This window comes from Metabacillus sp. KUDC1714 (genome assembly GCF_014217835.1).
Classification (GTDB): domain Bacteria; phylum Bacillota; class Bacilli; order Bacillales; family Bacillaceae; genus Metabacillus; species Metabacillus rhizosphaerae.
Genome location: NZ_CP055263.1, coordinates 1,811,155 through 1,830,592 on the forward strand (window position 1 = coordinate 1,811,155; position 19,438 = coordinate 1,830,592).

Below are 19,438 nucleotides of genomic sequence, written 5' to 3' on the forward strand. Positions count from 1 at the left end.
TTTTCCCTGTCCTCACCATTTTATTACCACCTGAATAGCTTAGTATAAATACCTATTCAGGCGGTGACTTGAATAATGGAACTTCCAATCCTATTATCTGGACCGATTATTCGTAAAGTAGACCCAACACAGGTGTATATTTGGATTGCAACAAGCAAGGACTTTCATATAAAAGCAGAGCTTTATCAAGTAGGCACTAATCAAGATTCCAAGGATGATAAACAGCTACAAGTTCGTACAATATTAAAATCAATTCGTCTTGGAAAACAACTCTTTATCCATTTAGTACACATCACACCTTTAGAGGAAAACCTACCTGTTGATCAATTACTTGGCTATAATTTGTTTTTTACAAAGGGATCTAATAAATATGATTTAAGCAGCCTTGGTTTACTTTCCCCCAATAACCCTAACTCAATTGTCTATGGAGATTTCTTATATCCTACCTTCTATATTAATTCAAAACCAGAATCAGCCATTCTTTATGGCTCATGTAGAAAATTACACGGGAAAGGACAGGATGCATTAGCAAGGGCAGACGAAATGATTGCAAAAAAACCATTAGACAAAGAAGTAAGGCCCAGCTCCCTCTATATGTTAGGTGATCAAATCTATGCAGATGATGTTGCAGATCCAATCTTTCCTATTATCCAAGAAATGAGTCGTCAATTAACAGGGCATGAACAAGAAGATTTATCTAAAGTGGAGCCGTCTCTTAAAAGGAATAACTTTAAACAACGTTTAACAAAAATCCAGGGCAGACAGTTTATAATCGAGCAGTTTTGTAAATTCACCTCTTCAAATGCCTATAACCACCTTATAACGTTCGGAGAATATGCAACAATGTACTTATTAAGCTGGAGTCCAGTACTTTGGCAAATGGCCAAGGAAGAGCATGTAATGTATACGTTTGAGGAAGCTTATCAACACAATCTGATCCATTTTAATTCTCCCAAAAAGGCAGCGTCTCTTAAGGAACATCATGATGAGTATCTCCAACATAAGGATCGCTATCATGAACAATCACTCGATATCGAACAATTCCAACAGTCGGTTGCAAAGGTTCGACGCTTATTAGCCAATATCCCCACCTATATGATATTTGATGATCACGATATTACAGATGACTGGAATATTTCATTAGAATGGAAAAAACAAGTCCATGAAGCTCCATTAGGAAGACATACAATTGCTAACGGTCTTGCTGCTTACTGGGCCTTCCAAGGGTGGGGAAATGACCCAAGCCGATTTGACCAATCCTTTATTTCAGCCATGAATCAATATTTCAATGGCTTTCATGCAGAAGCACCCGCTTACAAGAATTGGCTTCAAACGTTGGAGGAATTTCAATCATGGCATTTTACAGCTCCAACTACACCTTTGACATTATTCCTTGATACTCGAACATTACGAGAATACGATTCTACACCAAAGCAAGTAAAATGGACGAATTTGATTGAGGAAACGACAAAAACCCCTAAGTTAATTGGGAAAAAAGGATGGGAACTTGTTAATCAAACATTACAAGACAGCGATTGGAATAAAGGGGAACCTTTAATAATCGCTTCTCCAGCACCACTATATGGAGTCGGTGTTATCGAATCATTTTTGAAAAATAATATCTACCCTTTTCGAGTACTTGGTGTACCAGTCCATTACAAATTAGACTTTGAAGCATGGAAATATAATGTTGAAGGCTTTTCTTCTTTTCTTCATTACCTTAAGGAATGGATGCCTAGTGAATGCATCATTTTATCAGGTGATGTTCATTATGCTTCAACTGTAAAAGCTGATGTCGAAATAAACAACGAACAGCTCTCTATCTATCAGCTTACAAGTAGTCCAATGAAGAATATGAGCTTTGAAGGATTGTTCGGAAGTTTGCTTAAACTCATTGTTTGGATTACAACACTCAGACAAAAGGAGAAAACGGTAAACAGATATTACGATGATAAGAATCCTATTCTCAAAGAGAGTGACTTAACTCATCAGTCAGCTAACATGGTGTGGAAGGAAAAAATAAGCTATCAATCTTTGGAACATGGCACTATCATAGAAACAGCTAATAACCTTGGTCTATTAACACGTACGAATAAGACTATTCAAAATGTGTTATTACAAGATTTTAATGAACAGCGCGGTTATGGAAAGTTTGAGCCTTTTCCTTTAAAGTAGAAGAAAGACCTCTAATAGCTACTTACCAATAGCAATTAAATACGAAGCCTATGAGGTTGACTCAAAACCACAGGAAGCAGGCCCCTTTGAGTCAACCTCTATGAATCTAAAAACCTTACATAATGATTTTTCACGAACACCCTTAGAAGTCAGTTACATAATGAGAAAGCACGAAAATAGCTTGATTATAGACAGATGGTTTCGTTTGCTATATGATTTATGAAATATTATGATGCTGTTTTTAAGCTAAATTGTATGAAAAAAGGAAGAAGGAAAAAGATTTGAGCAACAAAAGTAAATATCCGATTTATATATCTCTATTTTTCGTTATGGTGATTTGGGGATTCAATGTTATTGCAACAAAACTACTTGTCACAAGCTTTATGCCAGTCACGATGACAGCACTGCGAATTTTCACGGCAGGTGTTGGTGTGTTCATCATCCTATTTTACTTAAGACTAATTAGAATGCCCTCAAAAAAAGAATTTCTTTATATTCTAATCTGTTCACTCTTTAATGTTGTTGGGCATCATTACTTTTTATCCGTTGGGTTAAAGGGAACGTCAGCATCTAACGGTGGCCTTATATTAGGTATGGGACCTATATTAACTACGATTCTAGCAATCTTTTTTCTAAAAAATAAAGTTACCTTACTACGCTTTTGCGGAGTTATTTTCGGTTTTATTGGAATTTCATTTATTGTGTTCCAAAGCGGTGAAGGGCTACAACTCATATCCTTAGGTGATATTCACGTATTTTTATCAATATTTTTACAAACGATAAGCTTTATCATGATCAAAAAGGTTTCTTCTACATTAGATCCACGTCTTATGACAGGATATATGTTGATAATCGGGTCAGTTTTCTTATTCATCATCAGCGTAATTGTAGAACCGAATGGCTTTCAAAGCATGGCTAGTGGATCGTCCACTGTGTGGATCATCTTTTTTGCATCTGCCTTCTTAGCAACATCTGTTGGACATATGACATACAATTACGCGATTGGAAAAGTAGGTGCAGCCGAATCTGCCATATTCATTAATCTTAATCCGTTCTTCGCATTAGTGGGAGCTGCACTGTTTTTAGATGAAATGATTACCTTCACTCAAGTAATCGGGTTTATCTTTATCATATTTGGCGTTGTCTTAGGTGCCGGGGGATTAGAGGAATTGTTACGACACCAAAAAAGCAAAAGAGAAATGATTATTTCAAAATAAATCAATTTGAGGCTTTAGTTGTTAAAGGACCACAATAAAGTTATGTTAAAAATCTTGACATACAATGTTAGGGTAACTAGTATTTATCTTAATAGGCATAATTTAAAATCTTATGCAAAAACAGCAACTAATCAAACAAAAACTAACATTCTCTTTTACTCTCAAAGCAGGTCATACGAAAGCCGCAAAAAGAAAGTAATTCACACTTTTTTAATGCGGTTTTTTTCGTATAAAACGAAAGGGGTTTTATTTTTATGGAGCCATTTGTAAGAAGACTCGAAGCAGCAGCCAAGAAAATAAAAGCTGATTTAGTCATTAAAAACGGTAAAATCATTGATGTATTTAATGGTGAATTAATTGAGGAAACAATCGCCATTACTGACGGAACCATTGTTGGTGTCGGCGACTATGAAGGGGTAACAACCATTGATGCGAAAGGAAAGTTTATCTCTCCAGGTTTTATCGATGGCCATGTTCATATCGAGTCTGCGATGGTCACACCTTTTCAATTTTCTCAGGTTGTCATACCACATGGAGTAACTACCGTCATTGCGGACCCCCATGAGATTGCAAATGTTAATGGAACCGATGGAATACAGTTTATGATCGATTCCGCGAAGGACGCACCCTTAAACATTTATTACATGCTCCCTTCATGTGTTCCTGCAACACCGTTTGAACATGCTGGCGCAATCCTTTCAGCTGAAGATTTGCAGCCCTTTTATCAGCATGACTGTGTATTAGGCTTAGGAGAAGTCATGGACTTTCCATCAGTATTTAATCAAGATCCAGCTATGTTAAAAAAAATCAATGCCGCTAATCTGCTAAAGAAAAAAATTGACGGTCATGCAGCCGGAATTTCAGGAGATCCTTTAAATGTTTACTTAACAGCTGGTATTAAAACAGACCATGAATGTGTCACTCCTGAAGAAGCGTATGACCGTTTAAAAAAGGGCATGTATGTCATGCTTAGAGAAGGGTCTGCTGCAAAGGATTTAGTATCATTATTGCCAGTGGTCACTGAAAGAAATGCCCGTCGCTGTTTATTTGTTACTGATGATAAACATTTAGATGATTTACTTGCACAAGGTAGCATTGATTATAGTATTTCACTTTCTATTAAAAACGGGCTAGATCCCATTCTTGCCTACCAAATGGCTACAATAAATGCAGCAGAATGCTTCGACTTAAAGACAAAGGGTGCAATTGCTCCTGGGTATGACGCAGATCTGATTTTATTAAATGATCTTGAGAGCGTAGATATAGACCAAGTTTTCATTAAAGGAAAACGTATAGCTGAAAAGGGTGATTTTGTTGTCACCGAAAACACTACATCAGATGTAAGCATACCTAACAATTTGTTAAATACAGTTCATTTTAAAAATTTCTCAGTCGAGGAGTTACAATTAAAATCTCTAGAGAATGCTAAAGCAAATATAATCGAGGTTCTTCCAAATAAAATAATAACAAAGCATATTGTCGAAGAGATTGAAACAAGCAACGGGTTCTTTCAACCATCGATTGATAAGGACCAGCTTAAAATTGCTGTAATTGAACGACATAACCAGACAGGAAATATTGGGCTAGGCATAGTAAAGGGGTTTGGTCTAACAGCCGGAGCAATTGCTACAACTATCGCTCATGATTCACATAATGTTGTTGCTCTTGCTACAAACGATTATGATCTCCACAAAGCAACTGAAATGATGAAGGATATGGGTGGAGGAATGGTTGTCATAAAGGATGGCGAAGTATTGGCTTCATTACCACTAGAAATATCTGGATTGATGACCGCCAATCCCTTTGCAATCATAAATGATAAGTTGATGGATATCGATCATGCTTTAAAAGAAATTGGCTTTAAAGGCAACTTTAATCCATTTTTAACTTTATCCTTTTTGGCTTTACCAGTAATACCAGAGCTAAAACTTACTGATCTCGGACTCTTTCAAGTGAAAGACTTTAAACATATTGATGTTATTCTTTAAATATTGGCTCTGTTAAACATCGTTGTTGATTTCCGCTTGTATTGAGAGAATCGGTGGACCTTCGATTCTCTCACTTCAAAGCTAGCTGACGTTAATTAACTTACCCACAGCATTTTTTGTACTTTTTCCCACTTCCACAAGGGCATGGTTCATTTCTTCCAACCTTTTCAGTTTGTACAGGCGAACTACCCTCAGTTAATTTCAACTTCCATTCCTCCATAAGAGGATGATCCAACCCAATTATTTTGTAGTAGCTATACGCTAACTGCTCAACTTCAACTAAAAAAGAGGTAGGTCTTTCACTTACATATTGATTTATTTCTGGCTCTGCTGCAGGACTTAGCTGATGAATAAGTGCTTCAAAAATGATGGCTTGACTATCTTCATCCTCTACCTGACGATAAGCATTTCGTAAAACCTCTACTGCATAATCAGTCTTTATATTCTCGATTATAGAGGCAGCAAAAATATTCGATTCTTCTTTTAAAAGATATGGCGCAACTGCTTCTACAACCTCGTCCGTTTGGAAGGAAATCAATGCTGCGGCAACTTCCTCAAGCAAAATGTCCTCATCTCGTACAAGCAAGGGAGCTAGTGTTTGTATGTACTTATCATTCTTCATTAAACCAATCATATAAACCGCAAGGATTCCCTTGTAACTAAACCAATTATCTTTTAGATTTTCTTGCACAACTTTATCTAGTTGAGCTTCTGTAACCCAACCCTTTTTCACGAGCGTATAAGCAACCTTTTTGGCTTTTATATAAAAATTCGAATTAAGGTATGTTTCAGCCTCTAGCTTTTTGGCAAAATCCTCGATTAATAACCAGACCTCTTCTTCCATTCCATCTACTAATACCTCATATAAAGGCCAGTAATCATTAGGAATGAATGTTTTGAGCTCCTCCTTATGTTTTAAGGCAAGTTCAGGGTCCAAATCAGCTAATAACTGAAAGTATAAATGGCTCATGTTACTAGGCGTATGTTGGGCTCCTTCAACTAAATGTCCAACAATCTCTTCATGCATTGGATTAATTGATAAATAAATTAAAATTGTTGATCTTTTTTCTTCATTTTCCACAGCTTCTCTTACAAGCTTTTCAATCCAGCGCTTACTAACATTTGGGTAATCATGTAAGGCTTGGACAACAAATTCCTGGACAATTAGATCATCCGTAATAAGGAAGGGTTCAATTCTGTCTTTAAAATTCATATTATAGTCCTCTCTATTTCTATATTTTTCTTTTGCAAAAAAATCATCTACCTATGTTTTAACATGTGTATCTTTTCAAAACAATGACGCAAAACTAATGCGAGGAAAAAATCATAAGGTAGGGGTTTGAGCCAGTTTGGGTAGTGGGAATAATTAACTACATTTATTATTTGAAAACGCATTTATTTTTATTGACAACATGTATATACAAGTTTAAGATAAATACATGACATGTATATACATATTTCGACAAGCAGATTCAATAATGAAACCGCTTAGCTTGTTCAAATATGTATTAAAATATTTACACGAAAAGATGGATATGGAGGGAAAACCATGAGTGTTGATCAAAAACAAGTAAATCAAATTATAGACGCAATAGGTGGTAAAGATAATATATCAGCAGCAACACACTGTGTTACACGATTACGCTTTGCTTTAGCAGATGAAGGAAAAGTAGATAAAGAGGCGCTTGAATCGATAGATCTTGTTAAAGGATCATTTTCAACTAATGGACAGTTTCAAGTAGTTATTGGCCAAGGTACTGTTGATAAAGTATATAAAGAGCTTGTAAGTCAAACTGGGGTAGGGGAAGCATCTAAAGATGATGTGAAAAAGGCTTCTGAGAAGCATTTAAACCCACTTCAGCGTGCGATTAAAACATTAGCAGATATCTTTATTCCTATCTTACCTGCCATTGTTACAGCTGGGTTATTAATGGGAATCAATAACATCTTAACGGGACCAGGGATTTTCTTTGATGAGGCTTTAATCGAGGTTTATCCCCAATGGGCAGATGTAGCAAGCATCATTAACTTAATTGCTAACACTGCGTTTGTGTTCTTACCTGGATTAATCGGTTGGTCTGCTGTAAATAGATTCGGTGGAAGTCCGTTACTAGGTATCGTGCTTGGTCTAATGCTTGTTCACCCTGACCTTTTAAACGCTTGGGGCTATGGAGCAGCAGAAGAAATTCCGACATGGAACTTATTTGGTTTAGAAGTACAGAAGGTTGGTTACCAAGGACAGGTTTTACCAGTCCTACTAGCTTCATATGTTTTATCTAAGATTGAAGTGTTCTTAAGAAAACTCATTCCAGATGCGTTTCAACTACTACTTGTTGCACCAATTACACTTTTGGTAACTGGACTAGTTTCATTTATCGCAATAGGACCAATTACATTTGCAATTGGTAACGTTATAACTGATGCGGTTGTAGGAATTTTCAATGTAGCACCAATTGTAGGAGGATTAATTTACGGTGGGCTTTACGCACCTTTAGTTATCACTGGTATGCACCATACATTCTTAGCAGTAGACCTACAGTTAATCGGAAATACTGGCGGTACCTTCTTATGGCCAATGGTTGCATTATCAAATATTGCTCAAGGTACGGCAGCTCTAGCAATGATGTTCATATTAAAAGATGAGAAGCTTAAAAGTCTATCAATAACATCCGCTGTTTCTGCTTATCTTGGTATTACTGAGCCAGCAATGTTCGGTGTAAACTTACGTTTCCGCTTTGCCTTCATCTCAGCTATTATTGGCTCGGCAATTGCAGGAGCATTCATCTCAATTCAAGGCGTAAAGGCTCCATCTATAGGTGTTGGCGGCCTTCCGGGATTCCTATCCATCTTCCCGGAAAACTGGGGATCATTCTTTATCGGTATGATTATTGTAATTGTAGTACCATTTGTCCTAACCTTGTTATTCGGAAAAATACGTAAAGAAAAATAAAAAAAAAAAGCGGAGAGCCTGTCGTTTAGATTAGGCTCCCTGCTTTTTCACATCATATAGCAAAATATTGAACCTGACAGGATGGTGTAAAAAATGAAACAACCTTGGTGGAAAAAAGCGGTCGTTTATCAAATTTATCCGAAAAGCTTTAATGATACAAATGGAAGCGGGGTAGGCGATCTACAAGGGATTATTAGCAAACTAAATTACTTAGAAAAACTAGGTGTAGACGTCATCTGGCTTACACCGATTTATGCATCTCCGCAAAAAGATAATGGCTACGACATTAGTGATTACTACTCGATTCATGAAGAGTATGGCACAATGGAAGACTTTAATGAATTACTTGATAGAGCTCATCAACATGGCATTAAAGTCATTATGGATATTGTTGTAAACCACACATCAACTGAGCATGAGTGGTTCAAGCAAGCTGCATCATCAAAGGATAATCCTTATCGTGATTTCTATATTTGGAAGGATCCTAAAGCTGATGGTTCTTTGCCTACTAACTGGGAATCAAAATTTGGTGGCCCAGCATGGGAATATGACAAGAAAACAGAGCAATATTATCTCCATCTATTTGATGTCACACAAGCAGATCTAAATTGGGAAAATGAAGGACTTCGTAATGAAGTCTATAAAATGATGGAATTTTGGTTTGAAAAGGGGGTCGATGGATTCCGTCTTGATGTCATCAACCTCATTTCGAAAAATCAAGACTTCCCAGATGATGATGGATCCGTTTCACCTGGTGATGGAAGAAAATTTTATACAGATGGCCCTCTCGTCCACGAGTATATTCATGAAATGAATAAAGAAGTATTCTCAAAACATGATAGTCTGACAGTTGGTGAAATGTCTTCCACGACAATTGATCACTGTATTAAGTACTCCAATCCTGAGCGTCAAGAACTAAGTATGACGTTTAATTTCCATCATTTGAAGGTCGACTATCCTAATGGTGAAAAATGGGCAATTGGAGAAATGGATTTCCTTGCATTAAAGGATATTCTATCCACCTGGCAAACAGGAATGAATAAAGGTGGAGGCTGGAATGCATTATTTTGGTGCAACCATGATCAGCCTAGAATTGTTTCTCGCTATGGTAATGATGGAAAGTATCACCGTGAATCAGCGAAAATGCTCGCAACGACCATTCATATGATGCAAGGAACTCCTTATATTTATCAGGGCGAAGAGTTTGGCATGACAGATCCTAAATTCACATCGATTGAAAAATACCGTGATGTTGAATCGATAAATATGTACAACATTTTGCAGCAAAAAGGAATGTCTGAAGATGAAATTCTTGAAATACTAAGACATAAATCACGTGACAACTCTAGAACTCCAGTACAATGGGACAACACAAAGCATGCAGGTTTCACAACCGGAACTCCTTGGATTGATGTCGCAAATAATTATAAAGAGATTAATGCAGAAGATGCGGTAAATGATCCAAATTCGATCTTTTATCACTATCAAAAGCTAATTTCATTACGTAAGGAATATGACATCATTACAGACGGCGATTACGAACTGCTATTACAAGATGATAAACAAATTTTTGCATATATAAGAACAACCGCAACCGAAATGCTCCTTGTTGTTAATAATTTTTATGATAACTCAACAACATTTGAGTTGCCTGACCATATCAAAGTAGACGGATTTTCAAGAAAAAAATTAGTATCTAACTATCCAGACTCTGTTGATACACTCGAAAAAATGGAGCTTCGCCCATATGAATCTGTTGTTTATTATTTACAAACTGCACAATAGATAGATTAAAGTCAAAATGCATCATCATGCTTGTTCATGGTAAGATAATAATGGTGATAAAACATGAAAAATAATAAATACCTTGCCATCTACAAAGAATGGACAGATAAAATAAAGTCTGGTGAGATCAAAGCAGGCGAAGCACTTCCATCTGAGCATGACTTAGCTGAAACATACGACACGAGCAGAGAGACAATCCGTAAAGCGTTAAATCTCTTATCCCAAAATGGCTTTATTCAAAAAATAAGGGGCAAAGGCTCAATTGTCATTGATGTACAAAAGATGAGCTTCCCAATCTCAGGATTAGTGAGCTTTAAGGAAGTTTCTAAAAACTTAAATATGGACGCAATTACAACTGTTCATGATTTCGGGTTAGTGAAGCCTGACCCATTTATAAAACAACAATTAAATGCTACAAGCAAGGATGAGATCTGGAAGGTGTTCCGCTCACGTGCGATTGGTAGCGAACATATCATCTTAGATAAGGACTATTTCTTAAAGAAGTATGTGCCAACCTTATCAAAACAAATTTGTGAAGGCTCAATCTATGAGTATTTAGAAAAAGAGCTTCAGTTAAACATTAGCTTCGCAAAAAAGGAAATCGTTGTTGAGGACTGTACGGAGGAAGACAGACAATTTCTCGACTTAGAAGGCTTTTCCCACATCGTTGTTGTCAAAAACTATGTGTATCTAGATAATGCATGCCTGTTCCAATATACTGAATCACGTCACCGCCTCGATAAATTTCGGTTTGTTGACTTTGCGCGGCGTGGGGTTTGAACTAATTTTATTAGAGAGTTCTAAATTAAAATTACGAAAAAAACACATTGATTCTACCTAGGAATCATGTGTTTTTTTGTTTAAGCAACATCTATTCTTACTTTAACTAATACATAGTTCGTAATATAAATGCAAACATTAATATATAGAAATCATTCATACACAGAAGTTTTTAGCTCATTTATCAATAAAAGCCCTTTATTTGAAGGAGTTGAGTTTAGAATGACAGTTGAAGAAGGGATAAAACAAACAGAAAAGGCCTATCAACTGATTAAAGAAGGACATACAATGATGTCTGATGCAGTTGTTAATGCCTTTTTATTTACTTGGCAATGGTGGTTAGGAATTGGCTTAATTATTCTCCCTTGGATTTTTTGGTTAATGTTCAGAAAAAGGGAAAGTACCGGTCGATTACTATTCGCTGGCGTTATTACAATGATGCTATCAATAACGATTGACCTTATTGCGAGTTCTTTAGGACTATGGACTTATCCGGTAAAGTTTTCACCTATAGCATCTCAGCTATTTCTTCCTTATCATTTTTCATTAGCACCAGTTGCCATTATGTTTTTTCTGCAAATTAAGCCAAACGCTAATCCATTCATAAAGAGTATTATCTTTTCTGCTTTGGCAGCCTTTATCGGAATGAATGCATTTGATATGCTTGGTTTTTATAATCCGAAAGGTTGGTCAACATTTTATGACTTCTTTATTTATCTCTTCTTGTTTTTTATAGCGTATTGGTTTAGTCGGATGGATAGCTTCAAAAAACTAAATGAGGATGATTGATGTTCGTATATCTGAATAGAAACACTTGTAGAAGGATATCTTTCAAAACAGTGCCTTTAAAGAGCTGGTCAAACCAAGCTCTTTTTTCAATTTGACCACAAAAGCTTATCCAAATACATCTCTATACTCTCATACATGCGATTCTGTTTTGATCATGATAAGATAAAACTATCCTACGATAAGAAAGGAAGTTCCTATGAAAAACGAGATTGTTGAAAGATTTACTAATTACGTTAAAGTGGATACCCAATCAAACGAAAACAATGAATCCTGTCCATCAACACCTGGTCAGCTGACACTTGCGAATATGCTTGTTAAGGAGTTAAACGAGATTGGTATGAAAGAAGTCTCGATTGATGAAAACGGATACGTGATGGCTACTCTTCCATCAAACACTGAAAAGCAAGTCCCAACAATCGGATTTCTAGCACATGTGGATACAGCAACTGATTTTACAGGTACAAACGTTAAGCCACAAATAGTTGAAAATTATGATGGAAACGACATAGTTTTAAATCAGCCATTACATATTGTTCTTTCTCCTACTCATTACCCGAATCTAGTTAATTATAAAGGACATACACTCATTACAACGGATGGTACAACACTTTTAGGTGCTGATAATAAAGCTGGAATTACAGAAATTATGACGGCGATGGCATATCTAATCAAGCATCCAGAAATTAAGCACGGAAAAATCAGAGTGGCCTTTACACCTGATGAGGAAATTGGAAGGGGACCACATAAATTTGATGTAGCTGCATTTGGTGCTGATTTTGCCTACACAGTGGATGGTGGCCCTCTCGGTGAACTTCAATATGAAAGCTTTAACGCTGCTGCCGCCAAGATTACCTTTAAAGGAAATAATGTCCACCCTGGAACAGCTAAAGGAAAAATGATCAATTCAGCCAAGATCGCGATGGCGTTTAATAGCAAGCTCCCAGCAATGGAAGCACCTGAATTTACAGAAGGCTATGAAGGCTTCTATCACTTACTAACAATAACTGGTGATGTCGAAGAAACAAAGCTTCACTATATCATTCGCGATTTCGATAAACAGCATTTTCAAGTAAGGAAAGATAAAATGGTTGAACTTGTCGAGGAATTCAAAACAGTGTATGGACAGGAAACTATTATTTTAGAATTAAATGATCAATACTTTAATATGAAGGATAAAATTGAGCCAGTTAAGTACATTGTTGATATTGCTCATGAAGCAATGGAGAATTTAGGTATAAAGCCAATCGTTGAACCAATTCGAGGCGGCACTGATGGATCCCAGCTTTCCTATATGGGACTGCCAACACCGAATATCTTTACCGGTGGCGAGAACTTCCACGGTAAATTTGAATTTATCTCAGTTGAAAATATGATCCAAGCAACAAATACAGTCATTGAAATTGTTAAGTTGTTTGAAGAACGAGCAGGTAAATAAATATGTATAATCACAGGGGATTTTGTCGATAGATTCCTAATTTCGAACCTAACTCCATAATCTTTTCAAGAGAAAAAGGACTAAGCATACAAAAAAATGTTTGGTCCTCTTTTGTTGTTTTATGTTAATCTAGGCAGTCGCCGTTACAGATTTTTCAAGGGCTACATAGGTATAAGTCTAATAAGAAAAAGGGGCGTTTCTCATGTATCAACACTATTCACCTCAAAACGCACTGCCACCTGGTTATTATATGTATTCAAATTTATTGCCACATACAATGATGACAACTTCTCCAGCTTATACAATCAAAATGGAGCCTATCTTTTTTGATCATTTATTACTCCATCTTAATAAAAGGCTGTTTTCGCAAACTTTGTTGCTTTTAAAATAGTATTGGGTTGGTTGATTGCAGCGAGAGGATGCTCGCTTTCCGTGGGGCGGGCGATGAGCCTCCTCAGCGCGAAGCGCCTGCGGGGTCTCATCTGTCCCGCTACTCCCACAGGAGTCTCGCACCTTCCGCACCAATCACCCTAATCAGTTTTGTTCAAAAACAACAATCTTTTAGAAAAGAGCCTAATAAAAAAATTAAAGTAGTATTAGTAAACGGTTCCTTAGAAGGAATGTTAACCGGTGTTGCTATAGACCATCTCCAACTAACAATTGACGGGGAAAATTATTATGTGCGTTATCCACAGGTGGTGTATTTTAAGAAGGCTGGCTAGGTTCTATTTTTGACAGAGCTGATTATAAAGCAAATAGCTGCTTAGAATAGAAGAGTTCTTTGTCTACTATCCATGAACGGCTATTTATTTTAGTTCAAATTAAGTAAATAGGAATTAATTTTGATATTTATCCTTCATTTCATCGCCCTTTTCATCGATTTCTTCCTTCATACTCTTACCTTCTGTTTCAACTGCTTCAATTAACTCTTTATATCGTTCATTGTATTCATCTAAGATCTTATGCCTTTGCTGAATAAGGCTTCCTACCTCTTCTCTTACTTCAGAGCTAATTCGTTCCTTATTTTGCAAGTAGTAGATTGCATCCTCCAAATGATTTTTCTCTGCGTAGGTTAAATTTGAATAGTCAGCTTTTTGACTATATAGTTCATTTATCTTGTCGGATTGCTCGGCTGAAACATCATTATAATTATCTGCAGACCATGCACTCCACTCATTGTATAGACGAACTCGTTCTCTTTCCCACATTTGTTTAAAATCATCAGCAGAGTCTACAGTTTCAAATTCACCGCCACCTGCTTCAGCTACTTCTAGCAATTGTTTCTGGCCATTACTATCTACATCAAAGCCAATAATGTTTACTACTGCTTTAATATTAGAATCATGAAGCTCTTTTGCTGCTTTAACAGGGTCTCCATCACATGTTTCAATCCCGTCGCTTACAACATAGATAATATTTTGCGCTTTGCCATCAGCTTTCGTAAAGTCCTTTTTTGTTTCCGAGATTGCCTTCGCTATTGGCGTCCAGCCTGTCGGTTTAAAGCTATTTAAAGAATCTTTAAAATTAGCTTCATTATATGGATTTAATTCATAAACGATTTCTGTACTTGAACATGATACATCCTTATCACTATCACTGTTGCTTCCCTTATGACCGTAAACGCGTAATGATATGTTGGAACCTTCAGGCATTGATGCAACAAATTCATTAATTGCCTGCTTAGCCAGCTCCATTTTCGTTTTGCCGCCAATCTTCTGCGCCATGCTTCCACTTGCATCTAAGAGAATCGCAATATTTGATGTACCGTTTACAACCTGACCATCCTCAAGCTTCATGCCCTCTGGCGTACTAGAAACAGTTGTTTCAATGCTGGCATTAAACGTCTCGGCAAAATCATAATATTCTTTATATGCTTCCGATTCACTCATTAAACCAAGCAAATAGTTATACACTTGGAAGCTATCTTTATCTTGGAAACTCTTTTCATCTAGATCTCTATGTACAATGGCCTCGTTATAACCATTACCAAAATACTTCCCTGACTTCTCCTTAAGTATCTCCTCTAAAGTTGTTGAGATTTCTACTTCCTCTTCATCAGAACTTTTGCCTTCTGTCTCATCCTCTGCTGTACCAGTTTCTTCAGCTTTAGACTGATCATTGTTCCCCTCATTTTTGGACGTTTCGTCAGAACCACACGCTGACAGAACTCCTAATACCAATAAAAGCATCATGAATAAAAATAAGACCTTCCTCACATCACAACTCTCCTTAATTACACTCATTGATTATTTATCTTTTAGCACCCCTTATACCAATAGCATATATTTCAAATAAAATACATAAATAAACAGTATTGTCACAAAAAACCAAACCTTTTACCTAATATTCTTATTTGTCTACGGTCGTTATTACACAAAAAGTTAATGTGTGATTTTAGGTAAAATGGCATAGTGGGAGTATATTTATTGCTGTTAAGATGTGAGTATTATAGGGTGTTTTTGTGAGAATATGGAAATCAAGGGGGATCACTTCTTATATTCCTTAATAGGATAAATTAGATTTCAACAATGCTCCTGTTCTTGTATCGATCTTAAAATGCCATTCTGTCACTATCTAAACCAAAATCAAATTTTTAATTTGTTTTATGATATATAATCATTTCTACTTACTAGTAAATTATAAAAATAGTCGAACGTCTCATTTTCATTATCTAATTCTTTAATTATAAAATGGCCTCCACGCTCTGTCGTTTCATATATTTTCCATACACCCTTTTCAACAATATTGATAGACTCTAATGCATGTCTACGGCATGGATAGAATTGCCCCACTGGCATGGCTAAAAGGACTTTATTGGTTCATTTTCAAATGAATCAATAAAGTCCTTTACTAATCAATAAGCTAAATTCGATTTTACCATTTCTCCTATTTTTGTATCTATGACAAAATGCCAGTTATTCCTGCCGTATGCATCAGCTTGGTCCTTACCACCTTCACATACTATAGAAAGTCTATTACTAACGGATGAAAAATATAAAAAGTGATAACCCTTTGGCGGTGCTTTTTCAAATAACTGTATACCATCTAATGTAAAACCTAATAATTTTTCATTTGAGTTTTGGCTTCCTGAAATAACTAAAACTATTCCATCTTTACTCTCTAGCTTAGCACTAGTTATATTTTTACAATTAATTTCAACTAATCTATCTTTATAATCCCAAGATATCTTTCCACTTTTTTTATCGTATGCAAAAATCTGTTTGCCTTCAAATGAAAGGTAATATACTTGATCTTCAGAAAAATTTTCTCCGCATACAATATATACATAATTTTTTACTGAGTCCACATTCGCAAAATTAATATTAGAAAATTGAATTTTGATATTTTTTTCATTATAACTCCAACTTACAATATCTAAATCCCATATGAAATCTTTTACTTCCATAATAATCATACTCCTTTATTTATTTGATCGTACTGATACAACCTCTAAATAATTCATTTTATTTTCTTTCCAATCAAGTAGTATTTGTATTTGAGTACCTCCACCAGGTAAGTATTTATTGGCTGCTATATCAATTTGTGGTCCAACAGGGCCCTCTAAAACTTGTAGTTCAACTCCTGTTTTCACTCTGTATGTAACAACCTTCCCAAAGTCCTCTTTCCAATTTGATTTAATAGCTAAATTATTTTTCGCATACTCAACACCGGTTATTTTATCAAAAGTACCAAAACTACCTGGTTTGTTTAGTGGTTGGGCATTATCCAGTACCATTTCAAATGTATCTCCAGATTTTAAGGTCCCTCTTTTAGGAGTAAACCCTTCTGGCCAAGGTGATTGTTCTTTTATTAATTTAATATAAGAATTTTTTATCTCTCCAATGTTGTCAGTACCTTTTGAGTTTTCCAGGAATTCATCCCATGTTTTTTTAGATCCAAATCTAATCGCTTCTTCATGAATCCCTCTTGTATTAATTCTATTATGTAGTTCCTCTGGCGTTAATTTTCCGTACTTATTTCTCAAGTATTCTATTCTGCTTTGATTATTCTTAACAATATTCGGAACCTGATAAACTGCATTCTCAGCCTGCAACTTATTAAGATAATAAGCTCCACCACCAACAGCCAACAACCCTAGCGCCTGATAAAGACTATTCTTCTGCTGCTCTTCCGTCAATTCATTCCCAAACATATCCTTACCCGTTATGTACTCACTAAACCCATTGGCAGACACAAGCCCATAGATGCCCATCTCCGCTTTTTCAAGGGTTGAGAACGTATTTGCCGTTCGATAGACGTCTAATGCCTGGTCGGCTGCATGCATGCCCTTGGCGGTTTTGTAGATGGCGCCTCCGCCTTTGACGATGCGCCCTGCCCAGCCTACGACAGGAATAAAGCCTGCAGCTGCCATGGCTCCGGCTGCGACACGTTGACCTGTTGTTAGTTTTTCACCAGTGACAGGGTCAACTCCTTCTGATGCACGGATATAATCGTAGTAGCCTGTTAGTTCTCCTGTAAAGGTTTTGACTCCATCCCAAGTTTTTTCGTACCATGGGCGATTTTCGAGTTCCTCTTGTCGCTTTAACTGTTCTCTAAATTTTTCTTGTTCGTCTTTAAACGAGAGGTATTCTTTTGTTTGCTGCTCGGCTTGTTCTTTCAGCTTATAGACGTCACTAGCTTTGTAGGCTTCTGCGTTGAAATGAATCGGTTGGATTTTGCTGCCTTGGCGGGATGCTTCCATTAGCTGCTGAAAGAGTGCGACGACATATTGTTCATCACCCTCTGATAGGTTGTATTCTGATTTTAAATCATTATCAATCTGGTCAACCGCATCAGCTGTATCTTTCCGGTCTTTTTCTGCTTTTTCCATATGATCATCAAATTGTTCCTTTGAGAAGGCGTCAAGAGAAATCAGATCATCTATTCTGTTGAAGATCCTTTTCAATTCGTCCCGTTGGCTTGAGACCATTTCTTTATGGCTTCTTGCATGATGGGTGAGCTCATCATCTAAAAACGGAACATGAACAACTGTATCACCTGATAAGTTCTTGTCCTCAGCAGTTCCGGCAATGCCATTAAAAAAGGCAATGTTTCGATCAATCAGGCGGAGCCAGGCTTCAGCAACATCCATTTGGGCCTGAAAGAAGCCTTTGATGGATTCTGCCCCCTTTCCTTGAAGTTGGTCGTCTAGATTGACGATGTCATTGAATTGGCTTTTTACTTGTTCTAGCTTTCCCCGTAAGTCATTATAGCTTTTAGACCTTGCTTCCATTGAATCAATTAATGATTTCGCTTCATATACTTTCACAGTCACCGTCTGCCCTTCCTTTCGTTTGGGTTCTTTTAAGAGAGAAAAGCGCAAGCGCCTTGATCATCGCCGTACAAACTGGAGGAGCATCGACTGAGATAAAGGAAACACGGTAAGCGTAGCGAACCGATGTTGACTTATCGTAGGGAGATGATCTGAAGTTTGATAGGCGATAGGCGATAGGCGCTGGAGCTAGACACCAGAACTAAGTACAAAAACTTATACTTTCTTACCTTGTAAAAAAAACAGGGGCTAAGTTGTCGATTGCGCCCCTTTCACCCCAAACGATCCCTTAACTCCCGAAGTAATAGCTTTTTGTACCAATACAACAAAACAACAAAAGCATCACTTAATTTCTTGTAATTGCTTCATCCTGCTCTTTTAATGAACGTACATTTGCTTTTGTATCTTCTATGTTTTTCTCAACAACCTCAACATACTCACTTATGAGCTGATGGATTCTTGCTTCGCGTTCAAGCCAATAAGTAGTAAAATCCAAGCGGTTTTTCCCTAGATTACTAGATTGTGGTGGTTCAATCGTTACATTGGCTAATGCTGACTTAACTTCATTTAATTCTTTTATAACGGCTTCATAATTTAGTTTAATCGTGACCATTAAAATAACCGCCTTTTCAAATCGCTAATTCGATCTGCAAGCTCATCTACAGCATCTTCACCCTTATCAACTAATTGACCTGCTTCATAGGCAAGGGCTCTTGTTACATTTAATACAGTTCGTTCCATCTCTAACATATTGATCTTACCTTCGATTAATCTCTGATAGCTAGAGTAATCAGTTTGCCCGATCTTTTGCATAACAGAATAGGCATCCTCGCGCTCATGATCAAAATTGTCAGCTCTATTCCCTGTCCATTCCCTGCCTAAATCTGGTTGCTTTATTTTCTTTATTTCTTGGAGAAGAAGATCTTGCTCTCGACTTATATCACTTTTCGCTTGTGTCAAACGATCAATTTTTTCATCAAGATCATTCGATTGCGAAGAGATCGACCTTTGAATGGAAAACAATACATTTGATAAACTCATCATCTT

Annotated in this window: 16 protein-coding genes; 10 read left to right on the forward strand and 6 right to left on the reverse strand. The window is 36.7% G+C overall.

What is annotated here, in order from left to right; translation table 11 throughout:
* The first annotated feature begins 75 nt into the window (after positions 1–75).
* The 3 genes from HUW50_RS08595 (at position 76) to ade (ending at position 5,380) form a co-directional block, all read left to right on the forward strand.
* On the forward strand, positions 76–2,175 hold the full coding sequence (locus HUW50_RS08595; RefSeq protein WP_066338301.1) for a metallophosphoesterase family protein: 2,100 nt from the start codon (positions 76–78) through the stop codon (positions 2,173–2,175).
* Between the two features lie 281 nt (positions 2,176–2,456).
* Positions 2,457–3,392, forward strand: coding sequence for a DMT family transporter (locus HUW50_RS08600; protein ID WP_232329074.1), 936 nt, complete (start codon positions 2,457–2,459; stop codon positions 3,390–3,392).
* 254 nt (positions 3,393–3,646) lie between these two features.
* Entirely contained in the window at positions 3,647–5,380 is a 1,734-nt protein-coding gene (gene ade, locus HUW50_RS08605) for an adenine deaminase (protein WP_066338303.1), read from the forward strand.
* 100 nt (positions 5,381–5,480) lie between these two features.
* Here the strand turns inward: ade and HUW50_RS08610 are convergent, their stop codons facing one another.
* On the reverse strand, positions 5,481–6,593 hold the full coding sequence (locus HUW50_RS08610) for a YecA family protein (protein ID WP_185653839.1): 1,113 nt from the start codon (positions 6,591–6,593) through the stop codon (positions 5,481–5,483).
* Positions 6,594–6,929: 336 nt separating this feature from the next.
* Here HUW50_RS08610 and treP point away from each other — a divergent pair, with 336 nt between their 5' ends.
* The 7 genes from treP to HUW50_RS27505 all read left to right on the forward strand — a co-directional run bounded on the left by treP (position 6,930) and on the right by HUW50_RS27505 (position 13,841).
* The gene (gene treP / locus HUW50_RS08615; RefSeq protein ID WP_185653840.1) at positions 6,930–8,330 is read left to right on the forward strand and encodes a PTS system trehalose-specific EIIBC component; all 1,401 of its coding nucleotides are present in this window, start codon (positions 6,930–6,932) and stop codon (positions 8,328–8,330) included.
* Positions 8,331–8,423: 93 nt separating this feature from the next.
* Positions 8,424–10,115, forward strand: coding sequence for an alpha,alpha-phosphotrehalase (treC, locus tag HUW50_RS08620; RefSeq protein ID WP_066338316.1), 1,692 nt, complete (start codon positions 8,424–8,426; stop codon positions 10,113–10,115).
* A 63-nt stretch (positions 10,116–10,178) separates the two neighbouring features.
* Positions 10,179–10,895 carry a trehalose operon repressor gene (gene treR / locus HUW50_RS08625; protein ID WP_066338318.1) on the forward strand — a complete coding sequence of 239 codons (717 nt, stop codon included), beginning with the start codon at positions 10,179–10,181 and terminating at the stop codon, positions 10,893–10,895.
* Positions 10,896–11,117: 222 nt separating this feature from the next.
* A complete protein-coding gene (locus HUW50_RS08630) occupies positions 11,118–11,684 on the forward strand; it encodes a CBO0543 family protein (protein WP_066338322.1) in 567 nt (188 codons plus the stop codon).
* A gap of 196 nt (positions 11,685–11,880) precedes the next feature.
* The gene (gene pepT, locus HUW50_RS08635) at positions 11,881–13,119 is read left to right on the forward strand and encodes a peptidase T (RefSeq protein WP_066338325.1); all 1,239 of its coding nucleotides are present in this window, start codon (positions 11,881–11,883) and stop codon (positions 13,117–13,119) included.
* 202 nt (positions 13,120–13,321) lie between these two features.
* Positions 13,322–13,510 carry a hypothetical protein gene (locus HUW50_RS08640; RefSeq protein WP_066338328.1) on the forward strand — a complete coding sequence of 63 codons (189 nt, stop codon included), beginning with the start codon at positions 13,322–13,324 and terminating at the stop codon, positions 13,508–13,510.
* A 28-nt stretch (positions 13,511–13,538) separates the two neighbouring features.
* Positions 13,539–13,841 carry a DUF2642 domain-containing protein gene (locus tag HUW50_RS27505; protein ID WP_066338331.1) on the forward strand — a complete coding sequence of 101 codons (303 nt, stop codon included), beginning with the start codon at positions 13,539–13,541 and terminating at the stop codon, positions 13,839–13,841.
* Positions 13,842–13,955: 114 nt separating this feature from the next.
* Here the strand turns inward: HUW50_RS27505 and HUW50_RS08650 are convergent, their stop codons facing one another.
* The 5 genes from HUW50_RS08650 to HUW50_RS08670 all read right to left on the reverse strand — a co-directional run bounded on the left by HUW50_RS08650 (position 13,956) and on the right by HUW50_RS08670 (position 19,435).
* Complete coding sequence (locus tag HUW50_RS08650) at positions 13,956–15,335, reverse strand: VWA domain-containing protein (RefSeq protein ID WP_232329075.1); 1,380 nt, start codon at positions 15,333–15,335, stop codon at positions 13,956–13,958.
* 638 nt (positions 15,336–15,973) lie between these two features.
* The gene (locus tag HUW50_RS08655; protein ID WP_066338338.1) at positions 15,974–16,525 is read right to left on the reverse strand and encodes a hypothetical protein; all 552 of its coding nucleotides are present in this window, start codon (positions 16,523–16,525) and stop codon (positions 15,974–15,976) included.
* A gap of 15 nt (positions 16,526–16,540) precedes the next feature.
* Positions 16,541–18,394: a ribonuclease YeeF family protein gene (locus tag HUW50_RS08660; protein WP_185653841.1), complete on the reverse strand. Its 1,854-nt coding sequence runs from the start codon at positions 18,392–18,394 to the stop codon at positions 16,541–16,543.
* Between the two features lie 343 nt (positions 18,395–18,737).
* A complete protein-coding gene (locus HUW50_RS08665) occupies positions 18,738–19,004 on the reverse strand; it encodes a YwqI/YxiC family protein (protein WP_066338343.1) in 267 nt (88 codons plus the stop codon).
* The gene (locus tag HUW50_RS08670) at positions 19,004–19,435 is read right to left on the reverse strand and encodes a YwqH-like family protein (protein WP_083964758.1); all 432 of its coding nucleotides are present in this window, start codon (positions 19,433–19,435) and stop codon (positions 19,004–19,006) included. Before HUW50_RS08670 ends, HUW50_RS08665 begins: the two co-directional genes overlap by 1 nt.
* Positions 19,436–19,438: the final 3 nt, after the last annotated feature.